We start from the raw sequence: 26,737 nt of genomic DNA on the forward strand, positions 1-26,737 counted from the left end.
TTTTATTTTTTAATGGTGATTAAAATGTTGCGTTTAAACCAAAGGTGACTGTGAACGACTGTGGGTAAGTGCCATAATCAAAACCCGGGGTAAGGTTGCTCGGTCGCGATGAAGCTTCCGGATCAAGCCCGGTATAACCGGTAAGGGTTAACAGGTTTTGGGCCGATGCATTTAAACGCAGTTTCGATAAACCAATACTTTTAAGCATTTTATTAGGGAAATTATAGCCCAGCTGAACGGTTTTTAATCGCAGGTACGACCCATCCTCTACCACTCTAGATGAGTAATTTGCGGCAGCCATTCCACCCGCCCTAAACAGGTCGTTGTTCTGGTTGCCCGGCGTCCAGCGGTTTTGGAATGAAGCGTACTGGTTAAGGTTTGGATTGGTTACAATACCGCCTTCAAAAACGTAACGGTTGGCATTGATGATGTTATTGCCGTAAGACCATTGCAGGAAAACACCCAGATCCCAGTTTTTATAACTAAAATTATTGCTGAACCCGCCCGTATGGATCGGTAAACCCCTACCTATAATGGTGTAATCGTTATTGTTTACCACCAAATCACCATTTAAATCTTTGTATTTAATATCGCCAGGTTGTATTGATGTTCTGGTTGAGCCATTTGTGGTAACATTTGGTTTTAACAGGAATGTACCATTAGGCATTTTATCAAAATCAGCGTACTGGTAAACGCCATCAAAAATCAGCCCGTACATTTCGCCAACTGAACGGCCCTTAACGGATATATATGGAGATAAACTGGTGTAGGTGGTATTAAAAAATGTACCAGAACCTGCAAGTAATGAGTTTTGCCCCTCGGTTAATTCAAGAATTTTGTTCTTGTTGAAGCTGATGTTGAAATTACTCGTCCAGCGGAAATTCTTGGTCTGAATATTTGTACTGTTCAGGGTAATTTCCAAACCGCGGTTTTCTAAACTACCAATGTTTTTAAATCCCGTTCCGCTTTGTACCCCACTTGCATAAGGCAGCTGCGCATTCAGCAACAAATCGTTGGTTACCCTTTTGTAAACATCGGCGGTTAAGCCAAGGCGGTTTTTAAAAAAGCTCAGGTCCAAACCGATATTGGTTTGTGTATTTGTTTCCCATTGCAAATCGTAATTGCCAGATGCTGTAATTACCGAGCCAATGGCTACAGGTTTACCATTAAATGAGTACCAGTATTGTGTATTGCCCAGGTTTAGTTGAGGCAGGTAAGCAAAATCGCCAACGCGGTTATTGCCAGATTCGCCGTAACCAATCCTCAGTTTACCATCAGATAACCAGGTGGCTTCTTTTAGAAAAGATTCCTGACTGAAACGCCATCCGGCCGATGCCGAAGGAAAATAGCCCCAACGCTTGCCCGGGGCAAACTTCGACGATCCATCTGCCCTGAAACTGGCCGTTAACAAATACTTGCCTTTAAAATCATAATTGAGCCTACCTAAAAAGGATTGCAGGGTCCAAACCGAGCTGCGCGAATTTACCACTGTATTGGCTGCCGGCACTAAATCAAGCGCATCAATACCCAAACTTTCATTGGTAATTTGCGAGGCATAAATAGAGCGATAAGAACTTTTGCTCCGCTGTGCAGAGTAACCCGCTAAAACTGTTAAGTTGTGGTCTTTATTAAAAGTGTTTTTATAAGTTAATGTGTTATCATTTAACCAGTTAAAAGCGGGACTGGTGGCATAGGTGCCGTTTGGTCCTGATGAATTCCATTTACTGCCCGATTGTGTTAAAGCATTATTAAAAATATTGGTTTCGGTATTAGCGTTTGTTATCCCTGCGGCTACCCTTAATTTTAATTTTGGTGTAAAAGCATACTCAGCATAACCATTGGCAACCATGGTGGTGGTTTTATACATGGTTTTCTGATTTTCTAAACTGATTAAAGGATTTACACGGTAGTCTTGGTTATTTGCCAGCTCATTTGTTGGGTCGTAAAACGAATCAAGCAAATCTGTATTCTGATCTCTGCCCGAAATTGCAGCAGCAGGCCTGTAGCCCCAAACTGAATACAACAGTACCGAAGATGCATAAAAATTGGTTGCAGAAATCGGTGTACCGAAAGTTTCGCTATAGGCATAATTTACGTTTACACCTGCTTTTAATTTATCGGTAACTGTTTGATCGAGCACAAAACGGCCTTGGTAACGTTTAAATCCACTATATTTTACAATCCCCTTCTGGTTGTTATAATTACCAGAAATAGAGTAGGTCGTTTTATCATTTCCACCTCTTAAGGCAATATCATGGTTTTGGTTCTGCCCGTTCTGAAAAATATAATCCTGCATATCAAGGCTCGAAACATTCTGGTAATCATTTATGGTAACACCGTTTTTTAAATACACAGAATCCGCAAAAACAGAATTCAGTTCTTTCACGTATTTCACAAACTCAAAGGCATTCATCACCGGAATTTTTTCTGGCGATTTCTGCGTGCCGTAATAGGCATTATAACTAAGTTGTGGTTTGCCTGCCTTGCCCCTTTTGGTGGTAATGAGCACAACCCCGTTAGAGCCACGCGCACCGTAAATGGCGGTTGCCGAAGCATCTTTTAACACATCGATACTTTCAATATCAGAAGGGTTGATGGAGTTTGCATTGGCATCTTCTGAAGGGAAACCATCGATAACGTACAACGGCGAATTATCTTGCGAGATAGATCCGGCACCGCGGATAACAATGTTTGCCGTTGCACCTGGTTGGCCATCACTGGTTGATACCTGTACCCCTGCCACACGGCCGGCCAACGCCTGGTCGAATGATTTAACAGGAGCCTGTTCCAGATCTTTCATGTTTACTGAGCCTACAGCACCTGTTAAGTCGGCCCTTTTGGTTGTTCCATAGCCCACAACCACAACATCGCTTAAACCCGTAACAGAAGATTTTAACACCACATTAACCGTGCTGCGCGTGCCTACCGTTACCGATTGGGCAGCATAACCCACATAGTTAAACACCAACTGATCTGTTGCCAATGCCTGAATTTTAAACCGGCCATCAGCATCTGTTTGTGTGGTGGTTTTACTTCCTTTAACACTTACCGATACACCGGGCACTGTTTGTTTACTTTCATCGGTAACTACACCAATAACGGTTTTGCTTTGGGCAAAAACAGTAACATGGCCAAGCAGCAAGAAAGTGGATAATAATAAAAGCTTAGGGAAAAGATGTGCATACACCGGCGTGCCTGCTCCTCCCGGGATGTAGAGTTTACTCATAATTGTTGGTTAAATTGGTTATTAGGTTTGTTTGTTAGGTTTAGCTTAAAAAAAGCATTCACCGCAGAACAAACTTATAGCATAGCCCATTTTTTGGGGGTATAATTTTCTAAACATTTAGGGGTAAAATTCTAAATATTTGGCAAAAATGCTTTTAAACCATAATTTAGATTGCCAATAACAACTATAACCAATTATCCCATGCCCAAAGCCTTCCTAAAATATTTGTGCTGTGCAGCCCTGTTTTTAGGATTTGTGACACCCGGAAAATGCCAGCAACCCATCCTGTTTGATCACCTTGGTATAGAAAAAGGCCTGTCGCAAACTTCAGTACTGGCCATTTGCCAGGATAAAAAAGGATTTATGTGGTTCGGTACACGGAATGGCTTAAACCGTTACGATGGTTACAACATAAAAGTGTATCAATTTTCGGAGGCCGATCCCCTTTCCATATCGCATAACTATGTTGTAAGCCTACTTTCTGATTCGCATCATAACTTATGGGTAGGTACTGATGCCGGCTTAAATAAGTACAATGAAAAAACGGATAATTTCGAACGCATTGCTGCAGGTCCAAATGGCATTAGCAACAATATGGTTAACTGCATTACCGAAGATAAAAATGGAAATGTTTGGCTTGGCACACTCAACGGATTGAATTTACTTGTAAACGGAAACCTTAAAAAGATTAAGGTTTTTTTTAAGGATAAAATATACCATAACATCAGAACCATAAAGCAGGATAGTGAAGGAAATATCTGGATTGGTACCTCTAACGGCTTATTAAAAATGACCGCTAAAAACGGCACTTATCAAACCGCTGTTTTTAAAAATGAGGGCAAAGCTGGCGATATCAGCGAAAATTACATCACCGGTATTATAGAAGATAGTCAGCACAAACTGTGGTTTAGTACCCAGGATAATGGTTTGAACTTGTACATCCCCACTACCAATACCTTTCAAAATTTTAAACATTCCGATAATCAGCCGCATTCGCTCGTAAACAACACCATCCGCACCATGGCTTTAGATGATGCCGGTAAATTGTGGATAGGTACATTGGATGGGATCAGCGTAATGGACACCCAGAACTTTACCTGTAACAACCTTCAGTACGATCCCGATAACAAAAAAAGCCTTTCGCAAAATTCCGTACACCGGTTATACAAAGATCAGAATGGCTCTATCTGGGTGGGCACTTATTTTGGCGGTGTTAACATCAACTATCCCTATACCACCGCATTCACCATTTACAGCACCAATAAAAATACCTCAAGCGTTAACAACAACGTGGTAAGTGCTTTTGCAGAAGATGAACATCAAAATTTGTGGATTGGAACCGAGGGCGGCGGATTAAATTATTTTAACAAGCTGACAAAAAAATTTACTGCTTTTAAAAACGATGGCCGCAGCAATTCGATCAAATCCAATCTGATTAAAAAAATAATACTCGATAAAACCGGTAAACTCTGGATAGGCACACACTCTGGCGGACTTAATGTTTACAACAGCAGCAACAACAGTTTTAAACGTTTCGATTTTAGTGCGAAACAGGAAGATGTGCCCGATGAGATTACCGCCGTGGCCGAAGATAAAAATGCCCACCTTTATGTAGCCACCCAGCGCAACGGCATTAAAATTTCGAATCCCGAAAAAACCGTTTTTTACAACTTTGGGCTGCCCGCCGTTTTTTCAAACGCAGCAATAGTTAAGGCTCTTACCGTAACCGATCGCGTTTACTTTGGCACCACAAGCGGTTTTAGCATTTACAACATTGAGAAAAAAGAATTTTACACCCTGTGCGATGCAAAAACAAAAAAACCTTTGGATTATTATGTAAACGGTATTGCAGAAACAAAAAATAAAGAAGTTTACATCTGCACCAACAACAGGGGGCTGGTGCAGTACAACCAAAAAACGAACAAAGTAATTTACTACACTGTTAAAAATGGTTTGCCAAACGATAATGTATTAGGCCTTTTAGAAGATGACAATGGCAACCTATGGGTAAGTACCGCCAACGGTTTATGTATGTTTAACCGCGAACATAAAACCTTTAAAAACTATACCGTTGCCGATGGACTGCCGGGAAATGAATTTAATACCAATGCTTTTTTTAAAAGCAGTAACGGCGAAATGTTTTTTGGCGGTTATAATGGCTTCATCAGCTTTTTCCCCAACCGCATACAAACTAACAACAAGGCCGCAACAATGGTCATAACCGGTTTAAAAGTTGATAACAAACCCATAAAAATCAATGCCGAAGATGGCCTGCTTGATGAAAATATAGACTCAAAAGATCAACTCGTTTTTTCCAGCCATCAAAATACTTTTAGTTTAAGTTTTGCCTTATTAAACTTTATAAAACCTGAAAAAAACCGCTTTTCATATAAGCTGGAAGGCTTTGAAAAAAGCTGGAACGATGTAAATGTACCAACTGCAGCTTATACCAATCTGCCACCGGGCAATTACACTTTTATGGTTAGGGGCGTTAACAATGATGGCATTCCGGGGGCCAATATACGCCGGATCAGCATTACCGTAAATCCACCGTTTTACCTTACCTGGTGGGCATACCTGGTTTATTTCTGCATTTTTGCTGCCATATTTTTCATATTTGTACGCTATTTATTAATTAAAGCGGTACTTAAAAAAGAAAAAGAAATAAATGAGCACAAACTCGAGTTTTTCACCAATATCTCACACGAAATCCGCACGCCATTAACGCTTATTGTTGGTCCGCTTGATAAATTGATCGAAAATGCTAAAGATGATCCTGCCCTGAACAGAGATTTACAGCCGATTAAAAATAATGCCGACCGCTTAATGAACCTCGTTACCGAACTGCTCGACTTTAGAAAGGCCGAGAGCGGAAAAATGGCATTGCACGTTAGTCCGGGTGACGTAGTGAAATTCTGTAGAGAAATCTTTCTGGCGTTCCAGAATATGGCGATTGCTAAAAATATAGATTACCAGTTCGAAACCGCAAAGCCTACAATTGAACTCTATTTCGATAAAGTTCAAATGGAAAAAGTATTGTTCAACTTACTTTCAAACGCCTTTAAGTTTACAACTGCAAACGGTAAAATAAGTTTAAAACTTACTGAGGAACACGATTCCGTACACATTCAGATCTGCGATAACGGCAAAGGCATTCCGCTAGAAAACCAGGCAAATTTATTCACTAATTTTTACCAGGCCAACGCCACTACAACCATTGGTACCGGCTTGGGCTTATCGTTTTCTAAAAGTATTGTAGCCTTGCATCACGGTGAAATTACTGTAGAAAGTTACCCGGGGAACGAAAAACCATTTGGCCATACCTGCTTTACTGTAAGCTTAAAAACAGGAAAAGCACATTTTGATCCGTCTGAATTTATAGCCGATTATGTTTATTACGACGATGCCACAAACTATAACCTTGGCACACCCACAGTAGCAACAAAACAAAACATACAGGCAAACACTGCTGTTGATGCCGTTGAAATTAAGAAAAAACACAGCATTTTACTGGTAGAGGATAATGAAGATGTAAGAACATTTATCAAACAATCGTTAAATGAAAACTACAACATATTTGAAGAGGAAAATGGAGCAACCGGGCTTGCATCTGCGTTCGATCTGATTCCCGATCTAATCATCAGCGATGTAATGATGCCTGTAATGGATGGTTTGGAACTGTGCCGGAAACTTAAAACCGACGAAAGAACGAGCCATATCCCTGTGGTATTATTAACAGCGAGGTCGGCCTATGTGCACCAGGTAAACGGGTTCGAAAACGGTGCCGATGCCTATATCATGAAACCATTTAACCTAAAAATCCTGGAACTTAACATTCAGAACCTTTTGAATGCACGGGAAATAATAAAACAGAAGTTTGCACAGGTAATTACGCTCGAGCCGAAAAATATGGTTATTAATACCACCGAGCAAAACTTTTTAAATAAAATTATCCAGGTGATAGAAGATCGCATTGCCGATCCTGATTTTGATGTACCCACGCTTGCTTCCGAAATTGGCATGAGCCAACCTGTACTTTACAAAAAAATAAGGGCTCTAACTGATCTCTCTGTAAACGATTTCATCAAATCACTCCGCATTAAAAGGGCCGCACAATTGTTAAAACAAGGCTCAGGTAACATCGCCGAAGTTGCCTATGCCGTAGGCTTTAGCGATAGGAAATACTTTAGCTCAGAGTTTAAAAAACATTTCGGCAAAACACCAAGCGAATTTATCAGCAACAATTAATCAACAAGCATTTTGGTAACCTGCCTATCGAAATGCTTGTTCATAATACCCTGGTATACATTTTCGGCAATATGGTTTAATAAATCTACCTTTTCGAAAAGGCATATCACATCCTCTTTAACAATTTTATAATTGTTTTCATAGCGCACAGCCAGGTAGGCTTCATCAAGCAAATGCAGTAAATTAAGTGCGTCATCATTCTCATTAAACAGTTGAGTAAGCGCAGGTATATACGGCCCAACATACTGTTGATGCATATAAATGCGATGCGTTTTTTTATCCTTCCCCATTATCAAAACCGCTATGGCCCGGTACATTAAATCGAAAACCTGATGAAGCATAAAAGTGCAGTATTCGAAATTTTGCTGCTTAAAATAGAATTTGGCACCTGATAAAAAATTAAGCGCTTTATTAACTTCTTTACGGTAAATATTTTTAACCAGCGCTGCAACGGGTTGGGCTGTGCCAATGCTTAAAAAACTACCCGATTTACTGAACAAACAATTTTGCGGGGCAGCGGCATAGTAAAAAAACAGACTTCCATCCATTAAAACCTGCTTTACCTCGTGTACATGAAAAAGCCTGTAACTAAACTCCGTTTGTGCATTAAAAACGATATTTAATATGGGGGTAAGTTCGTTCAAAATACGTACCTGCTTAAACGGAACCATAATCAACATTTCGTGCACGGCATTGCCTGCAAAAATATCGGCATGTAAATAAATATATTCTACCGGTGCCGCAGCTATAATACCCTTCAATAAATGAATTACATTATCGTCATTTAGCACAGTATGGCCAAGGTTTAAAGCTTTATAGCGCATAATGCCACCTTTCATCACTTTCAACATCGCCTAGTAAAGGGTTACCAATCATCACAAAAAAAGCTTCCATCACCATCATCATGGCCTCGTACTGCTCAAATAAAAATTCTGTCTCTAACAGTTTAATGCTATTTTTAGTGCTAAAAGCAGCATAAAGCCACTCTGAAAGCCCCAAACGCAACTTTTTTATTTTTTCGGGGATAAAAAAGGCTTCTATAAAAAGATAAGGATTTTCTATATGCACCGCAGCTAAAGTACTTACCTCACATAAACCTTTGTTATAGGCATCGTTGTTTAAAAACCCTTCAGCAGCTGTAAAACTTTTATAATTTAATTTTTTAGCCGCTATTAAATAGCCTGCATTAAGCAGTTTTATAAACTGGTTGTAAAGGAAAAAATAATCGGCCACATCAGCCACACGCTGCTCTTCTGCTAAAGCAGTTTTATACCAGTTTTTTAAATAAGCCTTATGCCCGGCAAGGTTATCCAGTTTAAAAAAAAACTCAATTGCCGTAAAAGGATTATCAAAGAGTTCATTATTAAAAGCCAAGGGCGAGGTACCCTCAAATAAAGCCAGATGCTGATGCCTTTCGATACTTTTAAAACTGTTTTTAGAAACAACCCTTTCGTGGATAAGCCAACAGGCCTCTAACATTTTTTTGGTATTGTGGTAAAACTGCGCCACGTATTGGTCCCAATCCAAATCGAGCTTATTTTCAAGTTTGGCCATTAACCACTCTTTGTAAACTATTTTATAGCTGTTTGATTTGAAAAAGATAAAAATATCAAGAAAGGTAAGTTGTGGATTTTTCATTTCGCTGTTGCTTAATAACTTAGGATAATGATCAAGCAGCACCGTTTCGCGCTCCAAACTGTATTCATCAGCCACAATAGCTTGCATAAATCCGGTGTCGGTTTCATTACCTTTAAAAATTAAATCCGAATACTCAAACAGTAGCACCAACTGCTCATAGAAACCGAGTAAATTTGCCGGGTAATTTTGGGGTTGGTAAGGAAATTCGGGCTGTGGAGGATTTATCCAATTTTTTAAAAACTGCAAATGATAACTGATACCATGAGTAGAAAAAAAGTTTTCGATGGCGTTGATAAAAAACACCGTCTCTTTCTTAAATTGAGAAACACCTTCCATAAGCTTTAGTTTAAATGACTATATTAGCTAACGAATTTAGCAAAATTAAAACAGAATTTCTAACAAAATAAAAGAATTTCTTCTATTAAAATATAAATGACTGAAAACCAGAGATTAAAAAAATTAATGGATTTATTAGAGTTTAAGACTCAAAAAGCTTTCGCTGATGCATTAAACATCAAAGCTGGCTCTTTATCTGACATTCTGAGAGAAAAAGATGGACTAAGAGTTTCTAACGCCATTAAAGATAAACTGGAGATGAAATTCTACGTTAATTTATCATGGTTAGAAGATGGAATTGGCGAACCGTTTTTTAAAAAAAGACCGGCAATTGGCGAAAGCAGAGAGGGCGTTCCGTATTTTGACATGAGCCTATCTGATGCTAAAGATTTAATTTTGGAAGATCACCGTGCAGAATACCTGGTTAATTACCTCCCTTTTAACGATTGTACGGCCTATTTACCTGTTTATGGCGATAGCATGTACCCTAAATATGCTGCCGGTGAAATTATTGCAGTAAAAGAAATTACCAATTACGAAGTTTTACAGTGGGGTGAGGCCTATGTTGTTATGACGGATGAAGATACCAATAGCCTACGCACGATTAAACTTATTTTTGAGCACCGCAACCCTGCTAAATTAATTTTACGCTCTTACAATCCTAACTTTAAAGGCGACACTGTAATTGATAAAAAAAGCATAGAATCGCTTTACATCATTAAAGGGAAAATTACGCGGAATATTATTTAACGAAGCAGATTTTATTAGACGGTTTTAGATAAAAACTAAATCAAAAAATGGCTCTCGAAGATTGGCAGATTTGAGTAAGATCTAAATAATTAAATCGTCATTGCTGAAGTACGAAGCAATGACGATGCGGAGGCTGAACCCTGTATCGGTCGGTGAGGCACCTACCGATAGGTTAAAAATATAGACAGAACTTTTTTTTGGCAAAATGTTAGGTTGCGCGATATCGTCATTCCCAACTCGATTGCGAATCGTAATGCCAGCGTTTTAAGATTCCCGCCTGCGCGCGAATGACGACCGTGCTAAAGACTTCTGTCTATGGTAGCGGAGTCGAATATCTCTCCCTACACCGTAATTGCTGAGGTACGAAGCAATGATGATTCGGAAGCTGAACAATGTATCGCTCGGTGAGGCACCTACCGATAGGTTAAAAATATAGAAAGACATTTTTGGCAAAATGTTAGGTTGCGCGATATCGTCATTCCCAACTCGATTGGGAATCGTAATGCAAGCGTTTTAAGATTCCCGCCTGCGCGGGAATGACGACCGTGCTAAAGACTTCTGTCTATGATAGCGGAGTCGAAGACCTCTCCATACATCGTCATTTCGACTGAAGATCACCGATTTTTCATCGGTAGCGCAATGGAGAAATCTTTAAACTTTGCTCTATTGGTCGGTGTCTCACCAATCATATTGCAATTCCATGGTTTTATATCATTTAATTCGTCGCTTGTCGGCCTGAAGCGGAGTCGAAGACCATGCAAAACCCATTTTAATGCCCCTTAATTATTGAACATAATACCTAACCTGAAAACAGAAACACAAATATCCAAACTAAAAAAGCGGGCCAATCATTGATCGGCCCGCTTTTTTTTCATATTTTAATTTTGTTAATACCCTGGATTCTGGTACATTTTAACAGGATCTAATTTCACCTCATCAAATGGAATAGGAAAATACCTGTCTTTTGCAGTTACATTGGCCAGTTTGGCAATACCGTACGCTGATTGTGGTTTCGCTTTTAAGTAAGTAACCAATTCCGCAGCAGTAAAATTCCTGATTAAATCAAACCATCTCTGGTGTTCAAAAGCAAACTCTACCCTGCGCTCGTGTAAAATGGCAAGTTTCAACGTTGGGTATTTAGCAGCATAATTGGCATCTGTTTTGGCTACCGCATATAATGGCATTCCTGCCCTTGCCCTTACCATATCCAAATACTGAATAGCCGCTGCATCATTGCCCTGCAACATATTTACTTCCGCAAGCATTAAAATCACATCAGCATAACGCATTAAAATCCAGTCGTTACCGCCATAACCCGCATTGGTTGCAAGCTGACTCGCATCACGGAATTTGGTGATAAACCAGTCTTTTACAATCTGATCATTGGCAAATTTAACAGAGAAGTCTTTCCTTAAATCGCTTGTTTCGTATTCATTAATCAGATCAAGTTTTACATTGCCACCAATCCCTGTAGATGGCTTAAGCGAATTGATTGTTTCGCCTTTGGCCTGGTTGTTTGCAGCAATGCTTGAGCTAAAGTTAATATCGCCCTGTTTATTGGAAATCTGAAAAATCAGTTCCTTACAGGTTGTTTTCTTTGCAACATCAAATACATCAGTATACGGAATTTCTGATAGGTTTCCGAAAGCTTTCATGTTGTAAGCTGCCGTTAAGTAAGTATTGGCATTGCTCAGGTTTTCTGTTTTATTTGCCGTAAGCGTAGTAGCCATGGTTAAATAAACCTTTCCTAAATAGGCGTTTATTGCCGCTTTTGAAGTTCTGCCTACGTTTGCTCCTGTTTGGAAATTCGGCAACGTACTGTTTAGGGCATCTTTTAAATCAGTTACAATTTGGTTGTATACATCCGCTTCCGGTACGCGGAAAGTATTTTCCTTAACCTCTTCGGGCGTGCTAAGCTGTTTGGTTACCACAGGCACCGGTCCCCATTTCCTTACCAGTTCGAAATACATAATCGCCCTGATAAACTTGGTCTCAGCTTTATAATTTTCTTTGGTAGCCGCATTAGCAAAAGCTACTTTATCAATAGAGGTAAGCAAAACATTGGTTCTTCCAATGGCTTCATAAAGTGCTAACCAATGGGTCTTTAAATAGGAATTACTAGGTAAAAGTGAAAAATCATTAAACTGGAAAGGTTCACCTGCATTACTCTGGTTATCGTTCCTACCCGCATCATCCGAACGCTCATCAGTAAACAAACCGCTGTTTTCGCCCAGGGTGTTGCTGCTTCTTAAAGATTGATAAACACCATTAACCGCCAGCAATACATCATTTTCTGTTTTATAATAATTTTCTACAGCAATGGCATTGGGGTTTCTTTGGTTTAAAAAATCTTTTTTACAGGCACCCAAACTTAAAACAGTGCTTAGGGCCAATACTTTATAAATATGTTTTTTCATTTCTTTAATGCTAAAAAGTAAGTTTAATACCAAGGTTATAAGTTCTTGCCAATGGGTAGTTTCCATAATCTACACCAGGGGCAAGGTTGTTGCCTGCGCTATAATCCACCTCAGGATTATAACCTTTATAATCGGTAATGGTAAAGGCGTTATCTACACTGGCATAAACGCGGATATTGCTCACCTTAAGCGTATTGGCCAATTGTTTTGGGAAACTATAACCTAAAGTTATATTGGTACACCTAAAGTAAGATCCATCCTGAATATAGAAAGATGATAAACGGGTGCTGTTACTTTGCGTACCTGCACGCGATGCACGATAGTTTAAACCACTGCCGGGATTAGCTTCATTTCTGTAACGATCGGCAACCTCTACATATTGGTTTCCTGAGCCTTCAAAGTTGTACAGGTAATAATCCTGTCCATCTAAAACCTGGTTCCCATACGATCCGTTGAAAGATGCCCTCAAATCGAACGTTTTGTAAGAGGTATTTAAGGCAAAACCATAGGTGAACTTTGCATATGGTGTACCGATTACTGTTTTATCAGCATCATTTACAATACCATTACCATCGGTATCCTGAAAGTACAAATCGCCGATTTTGGCCGGGTTTGTAGAAGAAGCAGATGGCGCAACCTTACCCAAATTATCGGCAGTAATCCTACCCAGCACCTTAAAACCATAAAACATACCAATTGGCTGCCCCTCTTGTGTAACGTGCGTAATGTACGAACGCTCTGCACCTGCTGTAAATATGGTACTGTTACCACCCATATTTAAAACCTTGTTCCGGTTTGCAGCAATGTTTCCACTTAAGCCAAAGGTAAAGTTCTCGTTCTGGATAATTTTGCCATCAACCTGCAAATCGAAACCCTTGTTACGCACCCTGCTGTTACTCAGGTTGGTTAATACCGATGAAGTGCCGGCAATGGCCGAAAGCGGCTGGTTAAACAATAGGTTGAAAGAATAACTCAGGTAATAATTCGCCATGATTGAAACCCGGTTTTTGAACAGACTGATATCGGTACCGAAGTTAAACTGAGAGGTAGATTCCCATCCTAATCCCTTATCCTGAATACTGGCTGGCCAAATGGCGGTAGAAATTGCACTCCCGAAAACTGCACCACCAGGTGCGGTTAGCTCTTGCTGTGTGCGGTAATCCTGTATGCTGTTATTGCCGCTTAAGCCCCAGCTTGCCCTTAGTTTAACTCTTGATTGTTCGCCCAAAAAGTTATTGTAAAAACTTTCGTCAGATAAATTCCAACCCGCAGCAATTGATGGGAACACACCGTATTTATTTAACGGACCAAACCTCGAGGAACCATCACGACGGAAGGAACCGGTTAAAAAGTATTTGCTTGCATAGTTATAGCTGAAACGGCCAAAATAAGAAAGTAAAGTGGTAACTGTTTTGCCTGTTCTGTTACGGTCTAAAGTAAAAAACCCGGCATCAGCTCCTTTATCTGTAATTTCACCTATATAATCATTTTGGAAACCGCTTGCTGCTACCCTGATCTGATCGCTCGATGTATGCTGTGCAGAGTAACCACCTAAAACATCTATACTGTGCTTACCAAAAGTTTTGTTGTAATTTAAAGTAAACTCTGCCAGTTGATCTACCTGACTAAGCGTTTGCGCAATTGCATTTGCCGCCCTTATTGATTCAGGAGAGTAAGGAGCCGTATTGCCACTACTTAAGCTGGTAGGCAAATAATAATCGTATTTCTCGTTGTAGGTTTGTGTACCTAAGTTAGCCTTAAAATTAAGTCCATCTAAAATGGTGTAAGTAGCATTGGCATTATAATTACTCCTGTTGCTCTTTCTGGTGATTTTTAATTGCTCAACAGTTGCCAAAGGATTTTCTGGATTCTGAATACCGTATTGAGAAGCCAGTGCCCCCATTCCAAACTGAACAGGATTTCCGTTTGCATCTCTTGCAGGCAGAAAAGGCAAATAAATTAATGCCGACATCATCGGACTTAAGTTATAACGTCCTTCCTGTACCTCTCTGTTATCGTTTTTTGTGTAAGCAATGTTTGCACCAACACGCAAACGCTCGCTCACTTTACCATCGATATTACCCCTAAAGTTGGTTACCTTTTGGTTGATGTTCGTTACTATACCATCATTGTTCTGGTAACCACCGCTTAAAAAGTATTTTACATCTTTGGTACCGCCAGAAAATGAAAGATTATGGCGTTGAAAAACTGCATTGCGGTAAAGTTCGTCCTGCCAATCGGTATTGTAGGCAGAAGGGATGGCCTGTTGTGTACTAAAATTATAAAGATCAGCCGGAATGCTTACACTACTTCCATTACCTACATTCGTAATACGCGTAGCGTTGTTATCACCAAACATGGAGTCGTTCCAGGTTTTGCCCGCATTTACCCATAAATCTTTATAGGCATTGTTACGTCCATCAATTAACAGCTGGATAAACTGGTTGGCATCCAATAATTTTACTTTTTTAGCCAACTGAGAAATACCCCCCTGAACATCGTACTCAAACTTTCCTTTCCCATCGGCACCTCTTTTGGTAGTAATTAGCACTACCCCACCCGATGCTCTTGAACCATAAATGGCAGCAGAAGCCGCATCCTTTAAAATGTCGATGGTTTCAATATCCTCCGGATTGATGGATACATTGTTTCCTGCCGGATAACCATCAATTACATATAAAGGCTCGGAACTGGCGTTGATTGAACCAACACCCCTTACCCTTATTTTGGTACCCGAGTATGGCGCACCACTGGTTTGCGATACCTGCACCCCGGCAACCTTACCAACCAGTGCCTGGCCAACAGTAGGCGATGTAAGGTTCATTTCGCTGGCTTTAACACTGCTGATGGCTCCGGTTACATCAGCTTTTCTAATTTTCTGGTAACCAATGGCAACAACCTCATTAAGGGTATTGCTGCTTTCTTTTAAAATAACATTGATATTGGAGCGGCCGTTAACCACAACTTCCTGATTATCGTAACCAATATAAGTAAATACCAATATGGCACCATCTTCTACATTAATGGAGTATTTACCATTTGGATCGGTAACAGTTGTTTTTTTCGTTTTCTTTTCAAAAACACTTACACCAGGTAAGGGTTGGTTATTTTGATCGGTAACTGTTCCGCTTACGGTGGCAAATGCCTTATTGTGCAAGCCAGAAACAGCCACATTATGGTTTATTGCTATTGCGCCGGAATTACAGATGGCCAGTAAGCCTAAAGGCAAAAGCAATTTCCTGCAAGCACTTTTAATACTTGCGGTTAAAAAAAATGATGTCATCTTTTTGTTCTTAGTAATGGTTTTGAATTATAATTGGGATTTTGTTTTAAGTAGAGTGTAGATCTTCACATTTACATAGGCTGATCCTTTTAAGGTTAACGAGTAATTTTTTGAGCGTTCTACAGCGGCAAAAGTAGAGGTGTACTTTTAACACTATGTATCGGCTATGTTAACTCTTTGCACTAATAAAAGAGCATACTTTAAATTAATATTAACAGGAGCTAATTCGGTTTATGCTGTCAGGTAGCCATCTTCGGGACAGAATTTTTATAATCACCCAATTTGTCAGTAAGAGCGTAGTCGAAGCCCCCTAAATGCAATCAACCACATAAGGAGTATAATATCATATAAGTTTACCCTCCTGAAACTTGATTCAGGTTCTATAACCTATCGGTTAGTGTCTCACCGACCGAAATAAATAAATTTTATATTCTTAGAAAATGAGGAGACTGTGTTTCTTGGCGGTTTGCTGTCCCGCTATTCACTTATTCCGATGAAGGATCGGAACCGCTGCTATCGGGTTTATAAACTAGGGGTTGTGCACCCTGCAACCTCAAAATATAATACTGCCTTGGCCATTTAGCCCCGGTTGAAGCGTTACCCTGCAGCAACGAGGTACGAGGAAGTGAAGCGTAAAAGCAAAAAACGGGAAGAAACTTAATGTGTCGCAAAAGTCTGCGCTCCAAAATATAAGCCTCACAATAACCCAATTTGTCAGTCTGAGCGGAGTCGAAGACCCATAAAATGCGATTAACCATATAAGGAATATAAGTTTACCCTCGTGCGTCCTCCTGAACTTGTTTCAGGATCTATATCCTATCGGTTGGTGTCTCATCGACCGAAATAAATAAATTGTATATTCTTAGAAAATGAGCAGACTGTGTTTCTTGGAGGTTTGCTGTCCCGCTATTCACTTATTCCGATGAAGGATCGGAACCGCTGCTATCGGGTTTATAAACCAGGGGTTGTGCACCCTGCAACCTCAAAAATGGAAAACTCCCTTAACCTATTAGCCCCGGTTGAAGCGTTACCCTGCAGCAACGAGGTACGAGGAAGCGAAGCGTAAAAGCAAAAAACGGGAAGAAACTTAATGTATTGTACAGCCCCCGCGCTCCAAAATATAAGCCTCACAATAACCCAATTTGTCAGTCTGAGCGAAGTCGAAGCCCCGTAAATGAAATTAACCACATAAGGAATAATATCATATAAGTTTTAACCCTTGTGCGTCCTCCTGAACTTGTTTCAGGATCTATATCTTATCGGTTGGTGTCTCACCGACCGAAATAAATAAATTATATATTCTTCGAAAACGAGCAGACTGTGTTTCTTGGCTGTATGCAGTCCCGCCATTCGCGTATTCCGATGAAGGATCGGAACCGCTGCTGTCGGGTTTATAAACCAGGTTTGTGCACCCTGCAACCTCAAAAATATAATACTGCCTTGGCCATTTAGCCCCGGTTGAAGCGTTACCCTACAGCAACGAGGTACGAGGAAGCGAAGCGTAAAAGCAAAAAACGGGAAGAAACTTAATGTATTGTACAGCCCCCGCGCTCCAAATACTAAAAATCTATTCATTTCACCAGATTTCCCCTTACCGAAACAACTAAACAGCCCCCTTCTTTACTTTCCTTTTACACATCTTCACCGTATCTTTATGTAATTAAAAAAAGGAAAGATATATGAATACTGAAAAAGCCATTCTTGCAGGCGGCTGCTTTTGGGGAGTAGAAGAACTGATCCGTCATTACCCTGGCGTTATCTCAACTGTTGTTGGATACACTGGTGGTGATGTTCCCAATGCCACTTACCGGAATCATGGCACACATGCCGAAGCGATTGAAGTTACCTTTGATCCAACTGTTTTAACTTACCGTAAATTATTAGAATACTTCTTCCAGATCCACGACCCAAGCACCCGCAACAGACAAGGAAACGATGTGGGAGCCTCTTACCGCTCAGCTATTTTTTTCAATAGCGAAGAACAGGAAAAAACCGCAAATGAACTAATCTCAGAATTGGACGCTTCTGGAAAATGGCCAGGCAAAATTGTAACCGAAGTAGTACCTGAAACAGATTTCTGGAACGCAGAAGATGAACACCAGGATTATTTGCAGAAAAATCCTTATGGTTATACTTGTCACTTCGAAAGACCAGACTGGAAATTGTAGACAATAATCCATCATAATAAACAAAATGGTCTGTGATAACACAAACCACGAAATAAAAAATAAAGAGGCAATTTCCTTTAGAAAATTGCCTCTTTATTTAAAGGAAGTTATGACTAACAACTAATCATCATCATCTTTTTTCTTTTTCTCCAATATCACAAAAGCGCTCCGCTTCGGTGCAGGCATTACCGATTGTTCGCCCTTAACCGATTTCCATACAACCTCATTTAAATCTAAATCTGGTGCAGAATCTTCTTTGGCAAAATTGAACATTTCAGAGCGTCTACTACTTTCGTTAACGGCTACGTTTCTCGTATCTAAATCGATAAGCGGTTGTATTACAGTATAAGGTGTAAAATCAGGCTTGGAAGTAAAACATTCGTAAAGCGGCATTGCGGCAGCATCGTACTGGCTCATTGGGGGCAAACCCAAAATAAGTTCCATGGTTCTTAAAAATCCCGAAGTAGAATACATCGTATGTACAGCGGTATTCCTTTTTACATATGGGCCAACCACATATGCCGGCGAACGGTGTGCATCCACATGGTCGGGACCGTTTTGCGCATCATCTTCCAAAATAAATACAACCGACTCTTTCCAGACTTTGCTATGCGATAAATGCTCCAATATACGGCCAACCGCCAAATCATTATCGGCTACCGCAGCCTGTGGTGAGTATTTTCCTTTCTTTTGTCCGCTGGTATGGTCATTGGATATTCTTAACGTATTAAACTGAGGCACTGCGCCGGCTACCAATAATGAATCGAAATCATGCGTCCAGGCATCTACCCTTACCTGATCTTTGATATCCATATCAAAACCTGGTGAAGCGGCACACATATGGCCCTGTAACGATTTAATATTTGCTTTGCCATAGTCGCCAAACTCGCCATAACTGCGGTAGCTTATACCCGCACGCTGGCAATAATCCCATATAAAGCCACCTTTAGGGTAAGTAACCGGTCTGCCACCTTCAAATGTAGTGCTCCCGCCACGTGCCCCATAACTTGTTGGCCAGGTTTTTTCCACCACATCGGTTGCATAAGCGGCCATACTCCAGTTGTGTCCATCTGCGCTTACCTCTGCATCAACATAAAAATTATCAAGCAGCACATAATTATCGGCAAAGGCATGCTGGTTAGGTGTAATTTTTTTACCAAACAATGTTAAGGTAGAATCGCCGTTTCCTTTAGGCATATCGCCAAGTACCTGATCATAAGTTCTGTTTTCTTTAATGATATAAAAAACGTGCTTAATTGGTGATTTTTCTCCCTGCTTGCGCGGAATAGGATTTCCGGCTTCACCATCGGCAGTAATAGTCCTTTTATCAGTAAAAGGAGTATTGGCATATACCTGTTTTGTATATACTTTTAACTGCTCAGGCTTTGGTGCATCGATAAAAGATAAAGTTCCTTTAAACAAACCGGCAATATATTGTAGCCTGCTATTGGCCGTACTGCCCATGTGGTAACCGCTATTGTCTACTTTAGATATCGGTTGTGGCCCTTGAGGATTGGCCATAGAGGTATTGCCCTTACCATTGGTAACCAAAATTTTCGAACCTAAAACCTTAACACTTGTAGGGTACCAACCTACCGGAACAAAGCCTTGGCTCTGGCTTACGCCAGGTTTGCTTACGTCGAAAACGGCTAAACAGTTGTTATCGGCGTTGGCAATATACAAGGTTTTTTCATTGCTGCTTAAAGCCAAACCGTTGGTAGTAGATCCAGTTAACTGGGTGGCATAAAGTGTAGTGGCAATGGTTTCGATTACCTTATTATTGGTAGTATTAATTACTGAAACCGTATTATCATTCGCGTTGGCTACAAAAAGTGTATTCCCCTTTTTATTAAGCAGGAGCTCATTCGGGTGATCGCCCACCGGAATAAGTTTGGTTATACCTTCTGTTGTTAGATCTACAACCGCAACAGATTTTCCTCCCCATAGTGAAACATAGATTTTGCTTTCGTCAATAGATAATACACAGCTATAAGCAATTGCCGGAAGCTGAATTTTTTTCAATATCTGCCGCTCAACAGGGTTGATTACATATAAACTACTGTCTTCTTTTGTTACCGTGTAAAGTTTAGTATTGTTTCTGTTTACTACAATCCCGGCCGGACTGATTTTTCCCTTTGGCCATATTGGACCCAACTTTATTGTATCGCTTTTCCCCAGTTTATTATTCTGGATATTAAAATCCAAAATCCAGTTATCGTTACCGCCTGAAGCATAAAGGTGTTTTTCATCTTTACTGAAAGCAATGCCGTACCACGATTTGCTGAGCACTTTTTCATCAATAATCTGTTCCGTTTTAGCATCAATAAGTTGCAGTGACTGCGTACTTTGCCCGTTATTGGTGATTGCCAGGTATTTGCCCGAAGGACTCAACTGCATATTTAAAGGCAAATCGCCCAATTGCAAAGAATGCCCCGCAGGACTTAATTTCCACCCATTAGGCAGTAAAATCTGCTTGGTGCTTTCGTTTTTACCAGGCCATTGTGCAAATCCTTTTTTTTTGAATAAAAAGGAGCCCGAATAAGATTAATATATATGTTTTTTTCATGTTGCGTATTGAATGTAAATTACTAGCGATGAAGATTGAAATTAACCAGTGCCCTGATGGTATAGCCGTTACCAGAGGCTACCGAACCGATTTCACGGATGGCTTCTGAGGGGATTACCTGGCTACGGGTTGCATAAAAAACTGGCCCGCCAGAAATCGAGAACGAAAGTTTTGAATGGTTTGGCTCAAGGTTAATTGAAGGCCCAATCATTACTTTTGCACCACCTTCAGCTTCATCTTTCTCCCAAAGTCCTTCCAAATCCTGACCTAATGCTTCAAATCCAAGATATAAAACATTCGAAACACGATGCTGATAACCAAAACTTGTAATAAAATCCAGTTTATCCCTGGTTTTGTCAAATGCTTTTTCGAAACGAAAATTACCAGCCATCCGCCAGTTTGTACGATCGAACGAAGCAGTAATGCGGCTAATTGCTGAGCCGGTATTAGACCAATCTCTACTTAATCCTAAACCAGCACCCAGTCTAAAACCTGCAATGCCTTTACCACCTATTACATCTCTAATTACTTCTGCCTGTTCGGCCGAGGTAATGCCACCAGCATTTGCAAAACCGATAGCGGCAGTTGCATATAAGGTAAATCGACTGCCCAAATAGCCCTTAACGCCAAACTGTTGCCCTAAACCATCATATCCGAACTGACCATTTGTCCTTTCGCCATAACTGCCGGAATAATGGATATTCCACCGTTGATTTTCTGCAGTTAAAGTATTTAAGGAAAACAGAAAAGGTTGCGCTGCATCTATTCCAGCCTTAATTTCCTGTCTGGTACCGCCTATTTGCTGTGCTGCACAATTTAATACAGTACCTGCAAAAACGAGCATCAAAAATGTCTTTTTCATTTCTATTAAATATCCGTTAAAATTTGGTTTCATTTAACAATGGCGATCCGCTTGCATTTACCTGGTAAGTCTGAATCTTATCATTTTCATCAACCTCCACAATCCGGTAGCCTTTATAGGCAGTGCCCCAGTTTCCTCCAATATGCGCATCAAAAAAATGCGGCAGTTTATCCGTATAAAAAACAGCATCCAAACTATGGTCGTGCCCATGAAACACCGCTTTCACATTCGGGTAACTGTGCAATAATTTAATTGTATCAGGGCACTCTACAAACGGGCTTTCGGGCACCCATAAATGAGGCGGAATGTGCAACACCACAAAAACAGTTTTCAGGTTTTTAAACTTATCAAGTTCTTGCTTTAAGAAATCATTGTTGGGGCATACATAAGTACCTTTAGTATCAGAAGTATTGGCCAGCACAAAGCCTACTCCATTTTTTTCAAATGAGAAATTATCCTCATAACCGAAAACAGATTTCCAGATTTTTGTATCCGCGTGGTCGTGGTTACCAGGAATGGCATAAAAAGGAACTTTAAGTTTATCGTAATAGTCTTTTTTAACCTCCGGTAACAAATCAGGCCTGTCATGCACCAGATCTCCATTAATAATTACAAAATTCAAAGGGTTTTTATCATGAGATTCGTTTAGCCACTTCACAATATTTTCGTGATGAAGTTTATATTCCGTACCTGGCTGACCATAATGGCCATCAGATGCAATGGCGAAACGCAATTTAGGCGCTTTACCCGATTTTACAGGTGTAGTATGTTCTTCTGCGAATGAAGAAAGAACCGGTGAAATACTGGCTACAACAGCAGCAGCCAAACTATTTTTTAGAAAAAAACGTCTGTTAGACATAAGGATAAAATATGTTTTGTATCAAAGCCCAATATTAGCTTGATCAGGCTTACTAAACATAAATTTAATGTTATGATTAAGTTAACCAAACGCTAATTGTGTATCAATTTTATAACAAAAAGGTTTAATAAAAAATAATGGTCTGTGAGGGCACTGACTTGAATAAGACCTATAAAAATTCAGATTCCTCGGTCTGTGTCCCCACAGACTGAAAACCTTATTTACTATAATTGTTCTAAAAATAATGGCCTATGAGGACACAGACCATGGATAAGACATATTAATCCCTCGGTATGTGTCCCCACAGACCGAAAACCTTATTTACTATAATTGTTCTAAAAATAATGGCCTATGAGGACACAGACCATGGATAAGACATATTAATCCCTCGGTATGTGTCCCCACAGACCGAAAACATTATTTACTATAATTGTTTAAAAAATAAAGGTTTGTGAGAAAACAGACCATGGATAAGACCTATAAACTCCTCGGTCTGTGTCCCCACAGACTGAAAACCTTATTTACTATAATTGTTTAAAAAATAATGGCCTTTGAAAACGCAAACCATTGATAAGACCTATAAACTCCTCGGTATGTGTCCCCACAGACCGAAAACATTATTTACTATAATTGTTTAAAAAATAAGGTCTGTAAGAACACAGACCATGGATAAGAACCTAAACCAGCCTTAATTATTTTAAAGAATAACAATTACCTGTTTAACAATTAAATAAGCAGCAAGTGCATACAAAAATATCGCGATCGATTTATTGATGATTAAGCTACTCAGGGCAAATTTCTCTTGAATATAGGTTGCAAAATGAGCATACACATAAAGTGCTACAGATGAACCCACACCAGAGCCTAAAGCAAATACAATCAGTGAAAGGTAATCTGTTTCAATCCATTGATGCAGGATTACGTAATTTCCGAAGAATAACCAGAAAGGAATTTGAACAGGGTTTAATACACCCAAAATTAATCCATACAAAACACTGCCGCTGCGTTTATCCTCCTTTTTATTACTTGTTTTAGGTACCTTTTTCCGGTTTTTCCAGGTAATCGTACCCATCACCAAAAACATCACAATCATGAAACAATCCACCAGGGTACTTAGGCGTACCTCGCTTACGGCTTCGTTCGGATTGATATCACTCATGGCCCATCTTGCAAAGCGCATCATCCCAAAGGTGAAAAATACTTCCACACAGGAGAAAGAGAGGATAAAATACCAAACCTGGCGCATCCCCTTATTAATAGCGAGCTGTGCTACCGTTAAATTGATATTGCCTGGGGGGATATAGCCCATGGCATTGAGAAGGATGCCGATGAAAAACGTTAGAAAAAGCATTGCCGAAATTATGGATTTAAATTTAAATGCGATGCTAAATATTTTCCGGTGTACGAATTTTCTACCTTAACAAGGTCTTCTGGTGGACCTTCAAAAACCAGCTTACCCCCACCATCACCTCCTTCAGGACCAATATCGATTACCCAATCTGCACATTTAATCATATCCATGTTGTGTTCGATCACCAAAATTGTGTTTCCTTGCTCAATTAATGTGTTAAGTGCTTTTAGCAGCTTTTTAATATCATGAAAGTGCAAACCCGTAGTTGGCTCATCAAATATAAACAACGTTTTATTCGCATTGTTGCCTTTTATTAAGAAGGAAGCCAATTTAATCCGCTGTGCCTCACCACCCGATAAAGTATTTGAAGATTGCCCCAAATGCACATAACCCAAACCAACATCAACCAATGGATTTAATTTATTGAGGATTTTTTGCTCATCCTTAAAAAAGCTTACAGCCTCATCAATTGTCATATCCAGAATTTCGGATACATTTTTCTCTTTATAGGTTACATCTAAAACCTGCTGTTTAAACCGTTTACCATTACAAGCTTCGCAAGGGAGGTAAATATCAGCCATAAACTGCATCTCGATTTTCACCTCACCCTCACCCTGGCAAACATCACACCGGCCTCCTTCTACATTAAAAGAGAAAGCAGCTGGTTTTAAACCCGCAGCTTTGGCTGATGCCAGGCCCGAAAACAATGCACGGATATCATCCCATGCTTTAACATAAGTAACCGGGTTGGAGCGGCTCGAACGACCGATTGGATTCTGATCAACCATCTCAACAGCACTCACCAGGTCATAATTACCAAAAATGCCATCATAAGTTCCTGTTTGTTCGCCAGCATAATTTCCAATTGCTTTTTGTAAAGCCGGATACAGGATTTTTTTAACCAAACTGGTTTTTCCAGATCCCGAAACACCGCTCACAGCAGTGAAAACACCAAGTGGGAATTTTACGTCAATATTCTGAAGATTGTTTTCCCTGGCACCCTTAATTAAAATGTGATCTTTCCATTTACGGCGCTGCTCCGGAATGGCAATTTTTTCTATACCTGCTAAATAACGACCGGTTAAACTGGATTTATCTTTTAAGATTTCCTCATAATTGCCACTAAAAACTAAATTGCCGCCATGAGTACCTGCTTCAGGACCAATATCAATAATATAATCGGCTGCACGCATCATCTCTTCCTCATGCTCTACCACAATAACCGTATTGCCCACATTACGGAGTGACACCAACACTTCTATCAGTTTATTGGTATCGCGCGGATGCAAACCAATACTCGGCTCATCCAACACATAAATAGAACCTACCAAACTGCTTCCTAAGGAAGTGGCAAGGTTAATCCTTTGCGATTCTCCACCAGATAAAGTATTCGATAAACGGTTTAAAGTAAGGTAACCTAGACCGACATTATTAAGGTATAGAAAACGGTTATCAATCTCTGCCAACAAACGTTTTGCAATTTTGGTATCGTTGGCACTTAATTTCAATTCGTTAAAAAATACCAGCGCTTTGGCCAATGGCATCAAAACCACATCAATAATGGATTTTTCTGCAATCTTAACATAAGAAGCATCTTTACGCAAACGCGAGCCCTTACAATCCGGGCAGGTAGTTTTGCCCCTGTAACGCGATAACATTACGCGGTATTGGATTTTATAAGTCTGCTCTTCCAGCTCTTTAAAAAAGGCATCTAAACCAGCAAAATACTTATTTCCCGTCCAAAGTAACTGCTGTTCCTTTTCTGTTAAAGCACTATAAGAACGGTGTATCGGGAAGTCGAATTTTGGTGCAGCTTTGATAAAATTTTGCAACCAAACATTCATTTTTTCACCACGCCAAGGGGCAATCGCATTATCATAAACACTCTTGCTTTTATCTGGGATAACCAAATCCTCATCAATGCCGATCACATTTCCATAGCCTTCACAGCGTTTACAGGCACCGTAAGGATTGTTGAAAGAGAAAAAATTAGGCGTAGGCTCTTCGAATTTAATACCATCTAATTCAAAACGATCGCTAAAATGTTTTGTGGTTCCCTGGGCTTCCACATAACAATCGCCTTTACCTTCAAAAAAAGCAGTCTGCGCCGAATCAGCTAAACGGCTAAGTGTTTCTTCCTCCTGGTTGGTTACAATACGATCAATCAGGATCTGAACAGTTTTATCATCTGTTAATTCTGCATCCTTAAAATCAGCATCATCTAAAACAGATTCAATTTTTTCTATTTTATCATTAATCAGCACACGTAAAAACCCTTTCTGCAATAAAATAGCAAGTTCTTCTTTAATGGTGCGGTTATTATGCGGATACAGTGGACAAAAAATCGTTACCGTTGTATCCTCAGGCATTGCATTTACGTAATCAACCACGGTACTAACCGAATCTTTTTTAACTTCTTTGCCAGAGACCGGAGATATCGTTTTACCAATACGCGAAAACAGCAGTTTCAGGTAGTCATATATTTCGGTTGAAGTACCAACTGTTGACCGTGGATTGGAAGTAATTACTTTTTGCTCAATGGCAATTGCAGGCGCGATACCTTTAATATAATCAACATCAGGTTTATTCATCCGGCCCATAAACTGGCGGGCATATGATGATAAACTTTCTACATACCGGCGTTGCCCTTCAGCATATAAGGTATCAAATGCAAGCGAAGATTTACCCGAGCCCGACATTCCCGTTACCACCACAAGCTTATTTTTTGGAATGGCAACATCGATGTTTTTTAGGTTGTGCACGCGGGCACCTTTTATAATGATATTTTTATGCGGATCTTTTTCGGCCTCTTTTTTGCTCATGTATTGTAACGAATATAAATGTATAACCCCAGAATGTGGTTAGGGTTTTAAGAACATACAAAAATAGGGTACTGAGACGGTTAATTTATTTTTTAACATTTTATTTTTTGCTTTTTGATAAAAAAATAACTTTCTTTGGATATTAACAACCTCAAAACCAAACTAACACATTCAAAAAACATAGGAGAGCAGCTATAGAAATTAAACATCT

Annotated in this window: 13 protein-coding genes; 3 read left to right on the forward strand and 10 right to left on the reverse strand. The window is 39.9% G+C overall.

Annotated elements, in window-relative coordinates; genetic code table 11:
* Positions 1-19: 19 nt before the first annotated feature.
* A complete protein-coding gene (locus AC0IWE_RS15165; protein WP_471793721.1) occupies positions 20-3,226 on the reverse strand; it encodes a SusC/RagA family TonB-linked outer membrane protein in 3,207 nt (1,068 codons plus the stop codon).
* A 201-nt stretch (positions 3,227-3,427) separates the two neighbouring features.
* Between AC0IWE_RS15165 and AC0IWE_RS15170 the strand changes: the two genes are divergently transcribed.
* Positions 3,428-7,474, forward strand: coding sequence for a hybrid sensor histidine kinase/response regulator (locus AC0IWE_RS15170; RefSeq protein WP_471793722.1), 4,047 nt, complete (start codon positions 3,428-3,430; stop codon positions 7,472-7,474).
* Here the strand turns inward: AC0IWE_RS15170 and AC0IWE_RS15175 are convergent.
* Complete coding sequence (locus AC0IWE_RS15175; RefSeq protein ID WP_471793723.1) at positions 7,471-8,313, reverse strand: HEPN domain-containing protein; 843 nt, start codon at positions 8,311-8,313, stop codon at positions 7,471-7,473. The two genes, AC0IWE_RS15170 and AC0IWE_RS15175, sit on opposite strands and share 4 nt — an antisense overlap.
* A complete protein-coding gene (locus AC0IWE_RS15180) occupies positions 8,288-9,448 on the reverse strand; it encodes a hypothetical protein (protein ID WP_471793724.1) in 1,161 nt (386 codons plus the stop codon). The genes AC0IWE_RS15175 and AC0IWE_RS15180 overlap by 26 nt, the downstream gene beginning before the upstream one ends.
* A 126-nt stretch (positions 9,449-9,574) precedes the next feature.
* Between AC0IWE_RS15180 and AC0IWE_RS15185 the strand changes: the two genes are divergently transcribed.
* Positions 9,575-10,198, forward strand: coding sequence for a S24 family peptidase (locus tag AC0IWE_RS15185; protein ID WP_471793725.1), 624 nt, complete (start codon positions 9,575-9,577; stop codon positions 10,196-10,198).
* 887 nt (positions 10,199-11,085) lie between these two features.
* Here the strand turns inward: AC0IWE_RS15185 and AC0IWE_RS15190 are convergent.
* Together AC0IWE_RS15190 and AC0IWE_RS15195 are read right to left on the reverse strand one after the other, a co-directional pair.
* Positions 11,086-12,615, reverse strand: a complete 1,530-nt coding sequence (locus AC0IWE_RS15190; protein WP_471793726.1) for a RagB/SusD family nutrient uptake outer membrane protein — start codon at positions 12,613-12,615, stop codon at positions 11,086-11,088.
* A 10-nt stretch (positions 12,616-12,625) separates the two neighbouring features.
* The gene (locus tag AC0IWE_RS15195; RefSeq protein WP_471793727.1) at positions 12,626-15,898 is read right to left on the reverse strand and encodes a SusC/RagA family TonB-linked outer membrane protein; all 3,273 of its coding nucleotides are present in this window, start codon (positions 15,896-15,898) and stop codon (positions 12,626-12,628) included.
* A gap of 1,679 nt (positions 15,899-17,577) precedes the next feature.
* Here AC0IWE_RS15195 and msrA point away from each other — a divergent pair.
* Positions 17,578-18,066, forward strand: a complete 489-nt coding sequence (gene msrA, locus AC0IWE_RS15200; RefSeq protein WP_471793728.1) for a peptide-methionine (S)-S-oxide reductase MsrA — start codon at positions 17,578-17,580, stop codon at positions 18,064-18,066.
* 120 nt (positions 18,067-18,186) lie between these two features.
* Here msrA and AC0IWE_RS15205 read toward each other — a convergent pair whose 3' ends face one another.
* From AC0IWE_RS15205 to uvrA, 5 genes are all read right to left on the reverse strand, one after another.
* Positions 18,187-20,463 carry a bifunctional YncE family protein/alkaline phosphatase family protein gene (locus AC0IWE_RS15205; protein ID WP_471793729.1) on the reverse strand — a complete coding sequence of 759 codons (2,277 nt, stop codon included), beginning with the start codon at positions 20,461-20,463 and terminating at the stop codon, positions 18,187-18,189.
* Positions 20,464-20,654: 191 nt separating this feature from the next.
* On the reverse strand, positions 20,655-21,494 hold the full coding sequence (locus AC0IWE_RS15210; RefSeq protein ID WP_471793730.1) for a hypothetical protein: 840 nt from the start codon (positions 21,492-21,494) through the stop codon (positions 20,655-20,657).
* Between the two features lie 16 nt (positions 21,495-21,510).
* On the reverse strand, positions 21,511-22,353 hold the full coding sequence (locus AC0IWE_RS15215) for a metallophosphoesterase family protein (RefSeq protein WP_471793731.1): 843 nt from the start codon (positions 22,351-22,353) through the stop codon (positions 21,511-21,513).
* A 697-nt stretch (positions 22,354-23,050) separates the two neighbouring features.
* A complete protein-coding gene (locus AC0IWE_RS15220; protein WP_471793732.1) occupies positions 23,051-23,662 on the reverse strand; it encodes a LysE family transporter in 612 nt (203 codons plus the stop codon).
* Between the two features lie 50 nt (positions 23,663-23,712).
* A complete protein-coding gene (gene uvrA, locus AC0IWE_RS15225) occupies positions 23,713-26,526 on the reverse strand; it encodes an excinuclease ABC subunit UvrA (RefSeq protein ID WP_471793733.1) in 2,814 nt (937 codons plus the stop codon).
* Between the last annotated feature and the right edge of the window lie 211 nt (positions 26,527-26,737).

The organism is Pedobacter sp. AC402 (assembly GCF_979252805.1).

Bases quoted from the DNA above. Each gene is read 5' to 3' on its own strand.
- AC0IWE_RS15165 (WP_471793721.1), bottom strand. From the start codon at position 3,226: ATGAGTAAACTCTACATCCCGGGAGGAGCAGGCACGCCGGTGTATGCA.
- AC0IWE_RS15170 (WP_471793722.1), top strand. From the start codon at position 3,428: ATGCCCAAAGCCTTCCTAAAATATTTGTGCTGTGCAGCCCTGTTTTTA.
- AC0IWE_RS15175 (WP_471793723.1), bottom strand. From the start codon at position 8,313: ATGAAAGGTGGCATTATGCGCTATAAAGCTTTAAACCTTGGCCATACT.
- AC0IWE_RS15180 (WP_471793724.1), bottom strand. From the start codon at position 9,448: ATGGAAGGTGTTTCTCAATTTAAGAAAGAGACGGTGTTTTTTATCAAC.
- AC0IWE_RS15185 (WP_471793725.1), top strand. From the start codon at position 9,575: ATGGATTTATTAGAGTTTAAGACTCAAAAAGCTTTCGCTGATGCATTA.
- AC0IWE_RS15190 (WP_471793726.1), bottom strand. From the start codon at position 12,615: ATGAAAAAACATATTTATAAAGTATTGGCCCTAAGCACTGTTTTAAGT.
- AC0IWE_RS15195 (WP_471793727.1), bottom strand. From the start codon at position 15,898: ATGACATCATTTTTTTTAACCGCAAGTATTAAAAGTGCTTGCAGGAAA.
- msrA (WP_471793728.1), top strand. From the start codon at position 17,578: ATGAATACTGAAAAAGCCATTCTTGCAGGCGGCTGCTTTTGGGGAGTA.
- AC0IWE_RS15205 (WP_471793729.1), bottom strand. From the start codon at position 20,463: ATGCAGTTGAGTCCTTCGGGCAAATACCTGGCAATCACCAATAACGGG.
- AC0IWE_RS15210 (WP_471793730.1), bottom strand. From the start codon at position 21,494: ATGAAAAAGACATTTTTGATGCTCGTTTTTGCAGGTACTGTATTAAAT.
- AC0IWE_RS15215 (WP_471793731.1), bottom strand. From the start codon at position 22,353: ATGTCTAACAGACGTTTTTTTCTAAAAAATAGTTTGGCTGCTGCTGTT.
- AC0IWE_RS15220 (WP_471793732.1), bottom strand. From the start codon at position 23,662: ATGGGCTATATCCCCCCAGGCAATATCAATTTAACGGTAGCACAGCTC.
- uvrA (WP_471793733.1), bottom strand. From the start codon at position 26,526: ATGAGCAAAAAAGAGGCCGAAAAAGATCCGCATAAAAATATCATTATA.